Annotated in this window: 9 protein-coding genes; 7 read left to right on the top strand and 2 right to left on the bottom strand. The window is 48.2% G+C overall.

What is annotated here, in order from left to right; genetic code table 11:
- Nucleotides 1–61: 61 nt before the first annotated feature.
- From pdxA to DN752_RS10740, 7 genes are all read left to right on the top strand, one after another.
- Nucleotides 62–1,114, top strand: coding sequence for a 4-hydroxythreonine-4-phosphate dehydrogenase PdxA (pdxA, locus tag DN752_RS10770; RefSeq protein ID WP_112783951.1), 1,053 nt, complete (start codon nucleotides 62–64; stop codon nucleotides 1,112–1,114).
- Entirely contained in the window at nucleotides 1,092–2,267 is a 1,176-nt protein-coding gene (locus tag DN752_RS10765) for a four-carbon acid sugar kinase family protein (RefSeq protein WP_112783950.1), read from the top strand. The genes pdxA and DN752_RS10765 overlap by 23 nt, the downstream gene beginning before the upstream one ends.
- On the top strand, nucleotides 2,267–3,784 hold the full coding sequence (locus DN752_RS10760; RefSeq protein ID WP_112783949.1) for an alpha/beta hydrolase family protein: 1,518 nt from the start codon (nucleotides 2,267–2,269) through the stop codon (nucleotides 3,782–3,784). The genes DN752_RS10765 and DN752_RS10760 overlap by 1 nt, the downstream gene beginning before the upstream one ends.
- Nucleotides 3,785–4,031: 247 nt before the next feature.
- On the top strand, nucleotides 4,032–6,473 hold the full coding sequence (locus tag DN752_RS10755) for a glycoside hydrolase family 95 protein (protein WP_112783948.1): 2,442 nt from the start codon (nucleotides 4,032–4,034) through the stop codon (nucleotides 6,471–6,473).
- Between the two features lie 110 nt (nucleotides 6,474–6,583).
- Nucleotides 6,584–7,795 (top strand): glycoside hydrolase family 88/105 protein, encoded by a 1,212-nt coding sequence (locus tag DN752_RS10750; protein ID WP_112783947.1) that lies wholly within the window; start codon nucleotides 6,584–6,586, stop codon nucleotides 7,793–7,795.
- A gap of 8 nt (nucleotides 7,796–7,803) precedes the next feature.
- Nucleotides 7,804–9,381, top strand: a complete 1,578-nt coding sequence (locus DN752_RS10745; RefSeq protein WP_112783946.1) for an MGH1-like glycoside hydrolase domain-containing protein — start codon at nucleotides 7,804–7,806, stop codon at nucleotides 9,379–9,381.
- Between the two features lie 145 nt (nucleotides 9,382–9,526).
- A complete protein-coding gene (locus tag DN752_RS10740; protein ID WP_112783945.1) occupies nucleotides 9,527–12,247 on the top strand; it encodes a glycoside hydrolase family 78 protein in 2,721 nt (906 codons plus the stop codon).
- Between the two features lie 331 nt (nucleotides 12,248–12,578).
- Here the strand turns inward: DN752_RS10740 and DN752_RS10735 are convergent, their stop codons facing one another.
- On the bottom strand, nucleotides 12,579–15,113 hold the full coding sequence (locus tag DN752_RS10735; protein ID WP_112783944.1) for a phosphocholine-specific phospholipase C: 2,535 nt from the start codon (nucleotides 15,111–15,113) through the stop codon (nucleotides 12,579–12,581).
- Nucleotides 15,114–15,461: 348 nt separating this feature from the next.
- Nucleotides 15,462–16,934, bottom strand: coding sequence for a SusD/RagB family nutrient-binding outer membrane lipoprotein (locus tag DN752_RS10730; protein WP_112783943.1), 1,473 nt, complete (start codon nucleotides 16,932–16,934; stop codon nucleotides 15,462–15,464).
- Nucleotides 16,935–16,958 lie beyond the last annotated feature (24 nt).

Genomic DNA, 16,958 nt, shown 5'->3' with positions numbered 1-16,958 from the left:
AGCATTGAGGCCGAAAGTCTCACATCTCTCGTCTCAAATCTAACATCTTAAAAGAAAGAATATGGAAAGACCAATTATAGCCATCACCATGGGGGATCCTGCGGGAATCGGTCCTGAGATTATCGTAAAGAGCTTTCGGGATGGAGGATTGCATGCCAAATGTCAGCCATTGGTGGTGGGCGATGCGGCGACCATTGCGAGGATGGCCAAGCAGTTAAGTGCTCCATTGACCGTGAGGGCGATTCAGGAGGTTCGGGAGGCCAGCTTTGACCCGCAAGTGATCGAGGTGGTGGACTTGGATAATGTGGATGCCGATCAGCTGGAGATGGGCAAAGTCAGTGCCATGTCTGGAGCAGCGGCTTTTCAATCGGTAAAAAAAACCATTGAACTGGCGTTAAGTGAAGAAGTTGATGCGACTGTCACCAGCCCCATTAACAAAGAATCGATTAATTTGGCCGGGCATCACTATGCCGGCCATACAGAGATATACGCAGAATTTACCGGTACGGAGAAATTTGCGATGTTGCTCGTGGAACAAAACCTTCGGGTAATCCATGTGACTACGCATGTGCCCTTGCGTCAAGCATGCGACTTGGTGAAAAAAGACCGGGTACTGGACGTAATCCGATTGCTTCACAATGCTTGTGTGCAATTTGGAATCGAGCAACCTCGCATAGGAGTGGCGGGACTCAATCCCCACGCCGGAGATGGAGGGTTGTTTGGCACAGAGGATGAAGAAGAAATCTCCCCTGCTGTGCAGATGGCACAAGCAGAGGGATATGTCGCCGAAGGGCCAGTTCCTCCGGATACCTTGTTTGCCAAGGCCGTACAGGGATATTATGATGGCTGTGTGGCCATGTATCACGACCAAGGACACATTCCTTTTAAGATGGTAGGCTTCAAATGGAACAATGAAACCAAGACCATGGAGAGCGTAAAAGGGGTAAACATCACCCTTGGATTACCGATTATCCGTACTTCTGTGGACCATGGTACTGCCTTCGAAATAGCCGGGCAGGGCATTGCTTCAGAAGATGCATTGAACTTAGCGATTGACTATGCCATTCCGATGGCACAAAACAGAAAGAAACATGATAGCAGTTATAGCCGATGATATTACCGGGGCAGCCGAAATAGCCGGTGTATGCCTAAGATGGGGAATTCCCGTGTCGTTTTCCTTGGATGCCAGTCCTGCCAGTGGTGCCGAAGTGATGGTGATTGCCACAGACACCCGATCGATGGCAGAGGCAGAAGCCCTGAAGGAAACGGATCGCATAGCTTCCATGCTGATGGATATGGGCATTACGTGGATTTTTAAGAAGTCTGATTCTGTGATGCGCGGACATGTGTCCAAAGAGCTCAAAGTCTTGGCCAAGCGGCTCCACAAGGAAAAAATGCTGCTGGTACCAGCCAACCCTTACACGGGCAGGAGCATCAGTGATGGGATTTACTATGTGAAAGGACGACCACTGAACGAAACCAGTTTTAAGGATGATCCTACCTTTCCGGCATTTTCTGCGAATGTAAAAGACTTGTTGCGGGAAGATGAATTGTCCGTGGCATATGGTAGGTTTTCGGAAGAAGGAGACCTTCAGCAGGGCTTTAATATTCCAGACTCCCAGACCATGCAGGACCTATATACTTGGGCGAGCCTCATGGATAATAGCGTTTTGCCGGCAGGCAGTGCGGCCTTTTTTGAAATGTGCCTGAAGCGCAATTTCCCCGAATGGATGAGAGGTCAGGAGCCTGACCCACTTTCCTTTGTGGGCAATAGCCTTATGATCGCAGGAAGTAGCCACCAAAATAGCAAAGACTTCGTGGAGAAGGCGGTGGAAAAAGGCGTCCACCTGAGCGAGATGCCGGAGTTGCTGATAGAAGAGGAATACAATCCTGCCGGTACAGAGGCGTGGGTGCATGATGTAGGCCGAGGTCTCCTGGAAGGAAATCGGGTGATCATGGCATATGGCAAAAAGAAAGCAAGCTTTAAGAATTATCCGGCCATTCTCAAGAAACGTACTGCACAAGCAGTGGCCAGAGTGATCGAAGAAGTACCTGTAAGAGAACTGCTATTAGAGGGCGGGGCGACTACCTGTGCAGTGATCGAAGAACTTTCCCTTGGGGCACTGATTCCCATGCAAGAACTTAGCCCCGGAGTGGTGCGCCTAAAAGCCGTCGACCATGACATGGTGCTCACCATCAAACCGGGAAGCTATGCCTGGCCAGAGGCTGTATATAGATATTTTGAGTTGGAAAAGCCAGTGGTGTGATGGGAACGGAAAGTAGGGAGGCTTTTGACTCAAGTGAAAGGAAAGAGCGACAATTGACCGTGGACAGTCGACCATGGACTGTGGACTTCCCTTCAGGGAACCGAGATGGGTGCGAGAGAAAGGGCCATTTGTTCTTCACGCTGTCATTGATGACTACCCTTTTCCTTTTCAGTGGAATTACAACCTTGTCTGCCCAAGATGCTGACCAAAATTATCGAGCTTCGTTGGAGGAGACCCTTGACCGGATCGAAACGACTTTTAATGTCACGTTGCAGTACGACCAAAAATTACTTGAGAACAAGGAATTGGAATATGCTTTTTGGCGAGTTAGGCCAGGGAATCTGGAAAATTCCCTCACGGCAGTGCTGTCACCTTTTGACCTCACCTATTATCAAGAAGGAGCAAAGACCTATTCCATTAAGCCCTTTCAATACCACAAAAAATCCATTTCAACGGCCAGGGAAGAACTGGCTTATTTTGAAAGCCTTTATGATAATCGAATTGCTTGGGAAGACAGAAAATCCCAGTTGCGTCAGTGCATGATCAAGGCACTTGGTATAGTGGAGCTTCCTAAGAAGCCATCCTCCGAACCCATCATTACCAAAAAAAGGAAATTCAAAGGCTATACAGTAGAAAATGTGGCCCTGGAAGTGTTGCCGGGGATCTATACCACTGGCTCAGTATATAAACCTCGTCCGCTGAAAAAACATCATCCCATCATCATTATGCCCAATGGCCACTTTGGCGAGGGGCGCTATCGGGAAAGTGAGCAGATCCGAGCCGCTACGCTTGCCAAAATGGGAGCCGTGGTGGTCGGGTATGACCTTTTTGCCTGGGGTGAATCCCAATTGCAGTTTGCTTCCGAAGATCATCAGCTGAGTGCGGCCCATACCATCCAAACTTGGAATGGCATCATGTGGATCGATTACCTTTCAGCACTTGAGGAAACCGATCCTGAGCGTGTGGGCATTACGGGTGGATCAGGCGGCGGGTCACAAACCATGCTGCTGACAGCCATTGATGATCGCATCAAAGTGGCCGTGCCTACCGTGATGGTTTCTTCTCACTTCTCTGGTGGATGTCCCTGTGAAAGCGGCAAGCCGATTCACCTCTGTGGTGGTGGAACCAACAATGCAGAAATTGCTGCCATGGCAGCGCCAAGGCCTATGCTGATCATCTCAGATGGTGGCGACTGGACCCATACGGTACCGGAATTGGAGTATCCATTTATCCAACGGACGTATGGATTTTATGGTGCCAAAAATAAGGTGGCCAATGCGCACTTTCCCAAGGAAGGCCATGACTATAACTATTCGAAGCGTCAGGCCATGTATCCATTTATGGCCATGCACTTAGGCTTGCAGATGGATAAGTTAAAGAATGCTGAAGGAAAGGTGGATGAAAGCGGCGTGGCCATTGAAACCGAGCAAACCTTGAAAGTGTTTGGTGCAAAAGGGGAAGACCTTCCTGAAAATGCCATAAAGGGAAAAGATGCGCTCTTTAATATCCTGGAATAATCGCCATTTCAACTGCATGGCTTTTTCGGAATCAGCGTACGGCTGTTCGGAATTTGTTGTTCGGGATTTGTAATCCCGAACCCAAATAACCCGGATTTGTAATCCGAGCAGGGGATTTCAACCCCTCATTTATATGGCATCCAGATAATGAATCTGGATTAGCGCAGAATTATCAACGGTGGACAGTTGACCATTGACTGTCGACCAATAACCAAGTAACTCATTAACCTACTAACTCAAAAAACCAATGCGGAGGACAACACGCTTACTTCTCGTCTTTTTTGCAACTATTATGGGCCTTCAGGCGCAGGAAACGCCGTGGAAGCTTTGGTACGATAAGCCTGCTTCCAACTGGAATGAAGCCTTGCCCTTGGGCAATGGTCGTCTTGGGGCGATGGTCTTTGGTGCACCAGCGATGGAGCGTTTACAGCTGAATGAGGAGACCATCTGGGCGGGTTCACCCAATAGCAATGCCCACACCAACGCAAAAGAGGCCATTCCTTATGTGCAGCAATTGATTTTTGAAGGAGACTATCAGGCCGCCCAAGAGCTGGCAGATGAAAGAATCATGTCCCAGACCAATGACGGGATGCCTTATGAAACGTTTGGGAATGTTTATATTTCTTTTCCGGGACATCAAGGTTATGAAGATTATTACCGTGACCTGAACTTGGAGGAGGCCACCAGTACCGTGAGCTATACTGTGGACGGTGTCCAGTACAAAAGAGAAGTCCTCAGCGCTTTTGAGGATGATGTCATTATGGTAAGGTTGACAGCAGACCAACCAGGCAGCATTACCTGCAATGTCCACATGACCAGCCCCCATGACAATGCCGTGGCGCGTGTCCGAGAAGATCAGCTGACCCTTTCCGGTGTCTCCCAGACCCATGATCATCAGCGCGGTGGCGTGAAGTTTCAAGGAAGAATAAAGGCCTCTAATGAAGGCGGGCAAATGGTCACCAAAGATGGATTGATCAGTGTAGAGGGTGCCGATGAGGTGACCTTGTATATTTCCATTGCGACCAATTTCAAGAACTATAAAGACCTATCGGTCGAATATGAAAGGAAAGCAGCTGAAATGTTGGATGCTGCTTACCAAAAGGATTTTGATGCCATTAAGTGTGCACACATAGCCTATTATCAGCAGTTTTATGACCGTGTGGCCATTGACCTTGGCACCACAGAAGCCGCTGAGCAACCTACAGACCAGCGGATCCAGCAGTTTTCGGAAATCAATGATCCCCAGCTGGCAGCGCTTTATTTTCAGTTTGCGCGATACCTGTTGATATCATGCTCACAGCCCGGCGGACAGCCGTCCAATTTGCAGGGAATTTGGAATGACATGCTTTTTCCCCCTTGGGAGAGTAAGTACACCGTAAACATCAATGCCGAAATGAACTATTGGCCAGCAGAGCTCACCAACTTGAGTGAGATGCATGAGCCGTTTTTGAAGATGGTGCGGGAAGTGAGCGAAACAGGCCGAGAAACGGCCAAAATGATGTATGGTGCCCGTGGATGGGTGCTTCATCACAATACGGACATCTGGCGTATCACTGGCCCGATCGATTATGCGGCATCAGGGTTGTGGCCAAGCGGCGGGGCGTGGTTGAGCCAGCACCTTTGGGAGCGGTACCTTTACAGTGGAGACGAAGATTTTCTGAAAGAAGCTTATCCGATCATGAAGGGAGCAGCACAGTTTTTCTTGGATGTGCTGATCGAGGAGCCAGAGCATGACTGGCTGGTCGTGTCTCCTTCGAGTTCTCCAGAAAACAGCCATGTGCATGGCGCGACCATTGCGGCAGGGGTAACGATGGATAACCAACTGATGTTTGACCTGTTTTCTAACCTGATCCGTTCCAGTGAAATTCTGGGACAAGATGAGGCTTTTGCAGATACGTTGAAAGCCACCCGTTCGCGATTGGCACCCATGCAAGTGGGGCAATACGGCCAGCTCCAAGAGTGGATGCACGATTGGGATGATCCTGAGGACAAGCACCGCCATGTGTCGCACCTTTACGGCGTATTCCCAAGTAACCAAATTTCACCTTTCCGGACACCAGCATTATTTGATGCCGCCAAGACCTCGCTGATGTTCAGGGGCGATCCCTCCACTGGCTGGTCCATGGGTTGGAAAGTAAACCTCTGGGCACGATTCCTTGATGGCGACCATGCCTATAAATTGCTCCAAAACCAATTGAGTCTCGTCACTCCTTCCACGCGCGGTGGTGGCACCTATGCCAATATGTTTGATGCACATCCTCCTTTTCAGATTGATGGGAATTTTGGTTGTGCGGCAGGAATTGCGGAGATGCTGATGCAGAGCCAGGAGGGCGCCATCCACCTGTTGCCGGCATTACCAAGTGTTTGGGAAGAAGGAAGCATCGAAGGGTTGCGCGCAAGAGGAGGCTTCGAAATTGTCGAGCTGACCTGGAAGGACAATAAGGTGGATAAACTCGTGATCAAATCCACCCTCGGCGGGAACCTAAGGCTCCGCACTACCAACCAACTCAAGGCAAAAGGCCTGGAAGAAGCTTCTGGAAATAACCCTAATCATTTCTTCGATCTACCAAAAGTCCAACAGCCGCTAATTTCGGAACAAGCGACAATGAATCCGGTAACATTGCCGGAATACTATGAATATGACTTGGCTACAGAGGCTGGAAAAGTGTATGAAATTTCGAAGAAGTAAGCTCATCCCCCCTTTGATGAGGCCATTTCAATTGCCGGGCTAGATGGCGGTTCGTTAAAACGAGTGCCATTGGAATAATCTTAGATACTGAAGAATTGAATTAAAAAGACATGATAAATTATAAATTGATAATAGGGGCGGCGATTTTGCTATGCGCTTGCGGAGGTAAAAAGGAGAACAGCAATGAGCATACGGATGCAGAAGCGGTGGTGGAAGAGAAATGGTCCGTGCGCTTGGCAGATTCTGACATGAAGCGTTTTGAGGACTGGATTGTGGGTGACCCTTACTGGGGCTACCATGAAGGCTTGGTGTGCAAGGCCATGCTGGACATGTGGCACTACACGGGAGATGAGAAGTACTTCGATTTTGTAAAAGGCTTTGGCAATAATATTATTGAAGGTGATGGCACGATCAAGACCTACAAAATGGAGATTTATAACATTGATAACATCAATTCCGGCAAAGTGCTAATTCCCCTGTACGAAGAGACAGGAGAAGAGAAATTCCGCATTGCCTTGGATACCTTGGTCAAGCAGCTTGAGGAGCATCCACGGGTTTCGGATGGTGGATTCTGGCATAAAAAGAAATATCCCCATCAGGTTTGGCTAGATGGCCTGTATATGGCAGGCCCTTTTTTGGCAGCTTATGGAACTACTTTTGATCAGCCCGCACAGGTGGATGACGCCGCAGCGCAATTGATTGCTGCCTATGAGGTGCTTTATAATCCTGAAAAGCAGTTGCTTTACCATGGCTGGGATGAGAGCAGGGAGCAAGACTGGGCCGACAAGGAAACCGGCCTATCTTCCAATTTCTGGAGCAGGGGCATGGGATGGTATGTGATGGCCATTGTGGATGTGCTGGACTATTTGCCCGCAGATCATCCAGATCGATCTAAGCTGATAGCAATGGCCAATAGCATCGCGGAAGGCATCGCGGATTTTCAAGATCCAGCCACCGGAGCTTGGTACCAAGTGACCGACCAGGGAGATCGAGAGGGAAATTACCTCGAAGCTTCCGGGACAGGGATGTTTGTGTATTTTCTTTATAAAGGCGTTCGTAAAGGGTATTTGCCCGAAAGCTATTTGGCTACGGCCAATAAAGGCTATGAAGGCTTGGTCAACGAGTTTTTTAAAGTAGAGGACGATGGCACCGTTTCCGTGACCGATGTTTGCTCTGTAGCTGGACTGGGCGGAGACGGCAATCGTGACGGGAGTTTTGAGTACTACATTTCGGAACCGATCAAGGAAAATGACCCCAAGGGCACTGCTCCGGCCGTGATGGCCAGCATAGAACATGAAAGATCTTCAGGAGAAAATCAATAATTTACGACATGCACTACCCAAAAATACTTAGCGCTTTTGCGCCTTTGCGAATACCTTTTCTCGGTCTTCTGACAGCGGTTTTGCTGGGCAGCTGTGCCACGACAGTGGAGGCACAGGGTCCGGCGATTTTGAAGAAAGAAGACTTTAAACACTATGCGGAGTACTTTAACCGCATGGAAGATGAAAACATCACCCAGGCCATCTCCAATGAAGCTTCCTGGGCTTGGATGGAAGAAAATATTCCGCTTTTTGAGGCACCCCAAAAGAACTTTGAGGAGATTTTTTACTTCAGGTGGTGGTCATTGCGCAAGCACATCAAAGAAACCCCGGTGGGCTATGCCATGACAGAGTTTCTGGTGGAGCGGTCTTATTCGGATAAGTACAATTTGATCAGCTGTGCCCTGGGGCATCACATTTATGAGTCCCGCTGGCTACATGATCCTAAGTACCTGGACCAGATCGCCCACACGTGGTACCGCGGCAATGAGGGTGAGCCCATGGAAAAGCTGCATAGTTTCAGCAGTTGGACAGCAGATGCTTTGTATCAGCGCTATTTGGTGACCGGTGATGAGCAATACCTGCTGGACATGCTTCCTGACCTGCTGAAAGAGTACCAGTGGTGGGAGGAAAACCGCCAGCGGGAAGACGGACTTTTTTGGCAGATCGACGTGAAAGATGGCATGGAAGAATCCATCAGCGGTGGTAGACATGTGAAAAACGTACGACCGACCATCAATAGTTACATGTACGGCAATGCAAAAGCCATTGCCAAGATTGCTACGCTCAAAAGCGACGATGCCTTGGCCAAGAAGTACGGAGAAAAAGCAGCGAAAATCCAGCAATTGGTGCAGGCTAACCTTTGGAACCAAGAGGATTTGTTTTTTGAGACTGTAAAGGAAGAAGGTGGCTTTGCCAATGTGCGGGAGGCGATCGGATTTATCCCTTGGTATTTCAACCTTCCAGAGGACAACAATCCCTACCATGCTGCTTGGGATCAGGTGACGGATGAAGGCGGATTTTTGGCACCCTTTGGTTTGACCACTGCAGAATGTCGGCATCCTGACTTCAGGACTCACGGCTGCTGTAATTGTGAATGGGATGGAGCCATCTGGCCCTTTGCCACTAGCCAGACCATGACGGGGATGGCCAATTTGCTGAACAACTACGATCAAGACATGGTGGAGAAATCCGATTACTTTACCCTCATGGACAAGTATGTGGAGTCCCAGTATTACCGTGGGCGACCGTATATCGGTGAATATTTGGATGAAAAAACCGGATTTTGGCTAAAAGGTGACCAAGAGCGTAGCCGCTACTACAATCACTCTACCTTCAATGACATGATCATCACAGGCTTGGTAGGGTTCAGACCTGGTCCCAATGGCCAGATGGAAGTAAACCCTCTGGTACCAGCTGATAAATGGGATTGGTTCTGTCTGGACAATATCGCCTATCAAGGAAATATCGTGACCATCTTCTGGGACAAAACCGGTGAGAAATACAATAAGGGCAAAGGCCTGCATGTGTTGCTGAACGGTGAAGAAGTAGGCAGTGCTGAAGACTTGGAGCGAATTGTGGTGGAGTAGGCCGCAACGCCACTTAATCCGCTGCGGCCTAAGTTAATTTAGAGCAACACGGATTGCTTTGCCTCCCAAACATACAAGCCTTGCGGACGAGGAACAGTGCAAGAAATTTTCCCCTTCAGGGACAACGGTAAAAAACGAACACAAAATGAAACAATTTATCGCTTCGGTATTTCTTTTTTTTACGGTGATATCAACGGCCATGAGCCATCCAGCGGATGGCATTGCTGTGAGTAGTTTGAAAGTGGAAATGCTGACCAATCCGGAAGGCATTGATGTGGTAAATCCGAAGCTAAGCTGGAAGATTTTGGCAGGCCCAAAGGAGACTTATCAGGAAGCCTATCAAGTACTGGTGGCCACTTCTCCGTCATTGCTGAGTCCCGATAAGGCCGATGTGTGGAATTCAGGGAAGGTGTCGTCTGAGGAGAGTATCAATGTCTCCTTTGATGGTGAGGCATTAGAGAAGGACACCAAGGTATATTGGAAAGTAAAGGTATGGACCAACCATGGTGAGAGCGACTGGAGTGAAACAGCCCATTGGTCTTTTGGTCTGCGCTATTACAAGGATTGGAAGGGCAGGTGGATTGGTTTTGACAGGGCTTTTCCGTGGGAAGATATTTCTACTTTTCCGACCCTGGGAGCACGGTATTTTCGGAATGAATTTGACGTAAATAAGGAGGTCAAGCGAGCCACCATTTATATTATGGGGCTGGGGTTATATGAACTGTCCCTTAATGGTCAAAAAGTGGGGGATGCCGTTTTGGCTCCCACGCCAACAGATTATACCCAAAATGTAAAATACAATACCTATGATGTGACGGCAATGCTTCAGGGAAAGGCTGAAAACGCTGTGGGTGTCATGCTGGGCAATGGCCGCTACTTTACGATGCGCCAAAACTACAAACCCTATAAGATCAAGAATTTCGGATTTCCCAAGCTCCTTGTCAACCTCGTGATCCACTATGCTGATGGCAGCAAGGAGGTGATTTCGACCAGCGACCAGTGGAAAGGCACAGCAGATGGTCCTATCAGAAATAATAATGAATACGACGGGGAATACTATGATGCCAACAAGGAATTTCCCGGATGGGACAGTGTAGGTTTTGATGATTCATCATGGCTCCAGGCAGAATATGTGCAGGAACCACGGGGGAATTTTGAGGCGCAGATGAACGAAAACATGAAGGTGATGAGGGAAGTTGCGCCTATATCGCTGGAAGCGATTGGCGGAGACCGATACATCCTGGACATGGGCCAAAATATGGTGGGTTGGCTGCAAATGACGGTGCAAGGAGAAAAAGGAGATACCGTAAAGCTAAAATTTGCTGAATCCCTTCAAGAAGACGGCGAGCTTTTCATGACCAATCTCCGCGATGCCAAAGTCACGGATACCTACATTCTTAAAGACGACCAACAAGTCAGCTGGGAGCCACGCTTTACCTATCATGGTTTTCGGTTTGTAGAGATTTCTGGCTATCCCGGGACGCCCAAAATGGAAGATTTCGTTGGCAAGATGGTATACGATGATATCAAGACTGTCGGGCAGTTTGACACATCAGACCCAGTGCTGAACCAAATCTATCAAAACGCCTGGTGGGGCATAGCGGGCAACTATAAAGGCATGCCGGTGGACTGCCCACAGCGCAATGAACGACAACCTTGGTTGGGAGATCGGGCCGTAGGGGCGCATGGCGAATTTTATATGTTTGACAATGCCCGGTTGTACAAAAAATGGCTGGAAGACATCCGCTTGGCACAAAAGGCAGATGGTGCCCTTCCTGATGTAGCCCCTGCTTATTGGCGATACTACAGTGATAATATGACTTGGCCAGGCACTTACCTGATGATTGCCGAGATGCTTTATCAGCAAACGGGAGATATCAGTGTGATTCGCGAAAATTATCCAGCCATGAAAAGGTGGCTTACCTACATGGCTGACCGATATATGAACGAGGATTATATCGTCACGAAGGACAGCTATGGAGACTGGGTGGTGCCGCCGCCAAGTATCGAAGCGGGCACTGGCCAAAATGCCGATGTGAAGCGCCCAAGTGCGCTAATTTCCACTGCTTACTATTATCATTTTATGGAAATGATGAGTGAATTCGCAACCATCCTCGATCAACAAGAAGACATCCCAGCCTATCAGCATCTAAAGGAAAAAGTCCATGGTGGTTTCAAGAGGGAATTCTATCAAGATGGTTTTTATGGAGACAACAAAATGACCGATAACCTGCTGCCATTGGCCTTTGGAATGGTACCGGAAGGGGACCGGGAAAGGGTCTTTGACCAAGTGGTAGAAACGATCGAAGTAAAGAACCGCGGGCACCTTAGTACGGGCTTGATTGGGACGCAGTGGTTGATGCGGACGCTTTCGGATTTTGGTAGGGCGGATTTGGCCCTTAAGCTGGCGACCAATACCACTTTCCCCAGCTGGGGATATATGATCGAAAATGGTGCTACTACCATCTGGGAGCTTTGGCACGGCAATGTGGCGAAACCTACCATGAATTCCCAAAATCATACCATGCTATTGGGGGACCTGACTGTGTGGTTTTACGAATACTTGGCTGGAATCAAGGCAGGAAAAGACAGTCCCGGGTTTAAGACCTTTGAGCTGGATCCCGTTTTTGTGGAAGGGCTGGATAGGGTGAAGGCCAGCTTCGATTCGCCCTATGGCACCATCGGTAGCCACTGGGAAAGAAAAGGTGATCAGGTTATTTGGAAGGTGCAGGTGCCTGTCAATACCACCGCAAGGGTAATGCTCCCGCCCACGGCAACCAAAGAATTTACATTGAATGGGGAGACTTTGCCCAAAGGGGAGGTATCGATAACCTTGGGGTCGGGGGAGTACGAATTTGGTTTTTGAATAGCCGATAGGTTGATGTATGTACGTTATTGAAGATCAATGATTTTATTGCTTTATGTGTTGTTCACAAATGGCCTAGGGGGATTACAAATCCCCTTTATCTCGGTTCGAGATTATAAATCTCGAACAGCTAAGTTGATGTATTTGTGGTAGCTAGTGTGCTGATAGCAGCTTATACTGACGGCTGTGGTCTAGTGCCAGATAGAACCGAAAACTAAAGCGAAGCCACCTGATTTTGTCCGCCCTTTAGGCGGATTAGGCGCAATACCTGTGCCGTGGCGTGGATAGGCTAATCCATTTTCCATCTAACTGGAAGGCTTTTTCCGTGCTATTAATTGTTTAGGGCTTCTTTTCCCATAAAGGGATCCGAAATACTGTCTTTGCCAGTTTCTAGTCTGCCCGCATAGCGTAGCTCGAAGTGGCTAATGCCCGGAGATTGGAGTTTGAAATCATACCAACCCTTGGTAGAGGCAGTGTCCAATGTGAAGCTTGTCTCGTCTTCTGCTTTTACCTTGAATTCCTTCTCTAGTTTTTGGTAGGTCTCGTCCGCCAGTTTTAAACGAAGTGCCTGTAATGAACTCACGTTTTTGACGGTGATTTTCAGCTTGTCCGTATAGTTTCTCCGCTTTTTGATAGGCTTGCAGGAGAGCTCCACACGTGGCCCCTGTGCATCTCCCAAAAACTCCCTGAAGTAGCCATTTGGTCCATACACCCTGAGATGGTACTGGCCATTTTCAAAAGCCGCTAATGGCCACTGATACTCCAGTGCATCGCCTGATTTTACGGCAAATGCCCATGTTTTGACAGGCTCATAAGTCTCGGATGCTTGGTTCCAATAATTCCCCGGAGCATACACATTAAAAGGAGCGCCAAGAGACTTCTCACCAAAAATTTCATTGGCTGCTTCAAACTTCACTACAAAGTGCTTCCCATCTTCACTGACTTTGCCATCTACATATAGTTCGTAAGGAAGGCCATTGGAGGGTTTGGTACCGGGCTCCTGCTGCGGCAGTACATCGTTGTCAGGGTCTGCCGCTACTTTACGGGCTTCTTCCTCGGTCAGTGTCCTGAAGTTTTTGGGCAGGTCCTTGAATTTTGCATTGTAAATCTGCTGGACATGTTTGTTTCTGTCCACCCAAGCTGGCAAATCGATTTCTTCACCTTTATACGGTCTGAAGGCAGAAGTCAGGTCACCGCTGACGGCCCTTCGCCATTCGCTGATATTGGTTTCTTTGATGGATTTTCCGGTTTTTTTGGAAAGCCATGTTTCCACTAGCTGGATGGTGGAGGTGATGTCACAGACTTGGGAATTGACCCAGCCACCACGAGTCCAGGGGGAGGCGATCACCAACGGCACACGGTAGCCCAAGCCTACAGGACTGGTCCTAGAATCTTCTTCGCTAAATCCAGCAGCCTGCTCTTCTTCTTTGGTCACAAACTCACCCGTGACATCCAATCCTTCAGAGGCTTTACCGTTGTCCGGATCTTGGGGGTTAGGTGCTACGAAAGGAGGGACATGATCAAAATATCCGTCGTTCTCGTCATAATTTAGGATGAATATGGTCTTCTTCCACAGCGCTGGATTTTGGGTCAAAATATCCAGCACTTCTGATACATACCAGGCTCCGTACCAAGGGGCACTTGGATGATCGGAAAATTTCTGTGGGGCTACCACCCACGAAACAGCCGGCAACTTCCCTTCCTTGACATCTTTGCGAAATTGATACAGCACGTCGCCTTTGGGAATACTTGTTTCGCGCTGCTCAAGTCCATCTGCGTAGGTTAAGGTCTCTACTTTATGGTAGTTTTTATCACCATTGTTGGTGGCAAAAGCTTTTTTATGGAGGCGCTGCTCTCTCTCGGACAGTTGGTTGAATTTTTCTGGGTTCCAAGTGGTAAGGTATTCCTCCAGTTTGGCCAGTTCGGCTTTCTTTTCTGCAATTTGCTCGGTCAGCGCATCTTTGTCCACATCCGGCTTGTCCAGATTTGCTTCCAAGGTCTTTAGCTCAGCGGGTAATTCCTCCTGCCTTTTTTTCAGGTACTGGTAATGCCCTTGGCTGTACCTCACGCCAAACTGCTTGAACCACTCGAGGTTGTTATCGGTAAAATTGGCCAGCAAAGAACTGTCCTCTACACCTGTGGGCAGACTGATTTCATTTTGGTAGATCTTCCAGGAAATGCCCTCGTCTTCTAGCCTGTCCGGAAAAGTAGCCCAGTCCACTTCATGGCTATAGTTCAGCTCTCCATTGCGGACCCTGGCTTTTTCACCATCACCGTGGGTTTTTCCCGCCCAGAAATAATTTCGGTTTGTCGTAGTCCCAGTCAGTGAAGCACAGAAGTGCTGATCACAAACGGTGAAGGCATCCGCCAGCGCATAGTAGAACGGAATATCCTCACGACTATAATACCCCATGGTCATCGGTACATCGCGGAATTCCGCACGGCCAGAGCGTTTGGCTTCTATCCAGCCATCGTATTTGCCTTCATTACGGGCATCTACTTGGTTTTCCCAGCTATGGGGAATATCACGCATCCAAGTGGCTTTGGTGTCCTTGATGTCAAAACGAAAAGGGGCAAAGCGGTTACCGTTCTTGTCCGGTTGTAGCCAAACGGGATTCTTGTCCGGTAGGCTGATCGCGCGTGGATCATTGAATCCCCGGACACCTTTTAGGGCACCAAAACAATGGTCAAAGGAGCGGTTTTCTTGCATGAGCATGACGACATGCTCTGCATCGTAAAAAGTAGTTCCCGGATCTGGCGTAATGGCCAGTGCTTTTTCGATGGAAGTGGGCAATACACTCCACATCCCTGCACTTCCGGATAGCAGTGCCGCTTTCTTTAAAAAATCTCTTCTAGAATCGTTCATGTTTCTTCTCTGATCAAATTTATAACCTAAAACTAATCATTTCAGGTAAAATAGGCTACAAAGTCACCAAGACACAAAGGAATGCGTTGGTTATGTCGCCGTAAGTACTGGCTTCCCAAGCTCCTTCGTGTCTTCGTGGCCTATTTATTATTTACACTTTTAACCCGGATTATGCATTAGGAATCGTTGTGAGAGCTGAAATTGCAAGAAAATCAGTTAGTTTGGAGGCATTAGCGTAGCACCGCTACGGATATGCCGAAAACTAAAGTGAAACGGCTGATTTTGAGGCAGTTTCAGGTCGCAACACCTGTGCGCCGTGGCGTAGATAGGCTAATGCATATTCCGGGTTTATTCTAGCCACCAAGGCATTTGGTTGATCTGGTCATTGCCTTCGCCAAACTGGCGGGTGATGGCTTCTGTTACGTTGGTGGCATTGTAATTATATTCTGACTGTGGGTAGATCCATCGGTAAGGGATCTCTACACCTTCCGGTCTTCTGAAAGAGGGATATCCTCCCGCCCTGTGGTATTCATAGAAAGAAGTCCATCCCAGTTGGAAAAAGGACTGTAGGTACTTCTGCATGATGACAAGCTGAATTTGTTCCTCCTCGGAACTCGCTGAGGCGAAGTTATTGATGGAGTTGGCCAAATAATCCGTTGCGGCCTCTTCGGTGACATAGGCGGCGTATTCTTCTGAATAGAGCTCATAGAACTTAAAAGAAGCTTTCACTGCCGATTCATAGAGCATTCCCGCATCAGCGGAGATCCAGCCTCTCACCGCTGCTTCTGCCAATATCAACTGCTGCTCCGAATACCCCAAGAGCATATAGGGTTCATTGACGGGGTCTTGATGATATCGCTCATTTACCTTGGAAACATTCCCCTCTGTGGCTTTCTCATTCACTTCTGCATAAGGAGCAGCAGGATCGCCGCCCTCATAAGCCGTAAAATCATCGATGGCCTTTCCAGCTTCTTTGGCAGATTTGGTTTGGGTACTATAAATGAACAACCGTGGATCTAGCCTATCTTGAAGCTGCTGGATGAAAGTGGAGTCCATGTACATCCCAGAGCTAAAACTACTGCTGTTAAATGTCGGATAGCGGTTATTTTGCTGATCCAGAAATACCACTTGACCGTTTTCCTCTACATTTTCCATCAGTGGCTGATTTTGATAGATAGTGGAGAATTCACTTACATCTACACTGCCCGTTTTTTCAGAAAGGGTCAGCATCACTTTAAGTCTAAAGGCGTTGATCAATTTTCTCCAGCTGGTCAGGTCACCGTCATAGATGATATCACCAGCGATGATATTGTTGGACTCGGCCAAGAGATCATTGGCTTCCTTAAGCTCAGTAAGGATGCCTTCGAATACTGCTTCTTGACTGTCGTAAGCAGGAGCATAGTTTTCTTCATCTTCTCCTTGTAGGGCTGCTGAATAAGGGACGTCACCAAAGGTCAATGTCAGGTTATAGAAGTGGTAAGCCCTGAAAAACTTGCCCAATGCCACATAGGTCATGTCACCGATCCGCTCACCTTCTTCGATCATTTTGGTCACATCGCGCATATCACTGTAGGCGCCATAGCTTCCCCTGGCCCATTTATAATATTGGTTGGTGTTTTCACCGTCCGTTTGCACGAGCATTTTGAGCGCGTAGAGCGGAGATGTACCGCCATAGGACCTGAATGCTTCCCATTCGATATTGGTCAGTAATAACTGCGGGTGGGTCTCTGTAGGCAGGTTGGGATTGACGTTCATTTCCTCAAGATTATCACAAGAGGCCAAGCCAATCAATGCTGCAAATAGGATAAGTATATTTTTCATTTTCTTATAATTTCTTAATGGAAT

Source organism: Echinicola strongylocentroti (genome assembly GCF_003260975.1).
In the GTDB taxonomy this organism is placed as follows: Bacteria; Bacteroidota; Bacteroidia; order Cytophagales; family Cyclobacteriaceae; genus Echinicola; species Echinicola strongylocentroti.
This window is presented reverse-complemented; position numbering and strand designations above follow the sequence as displayed.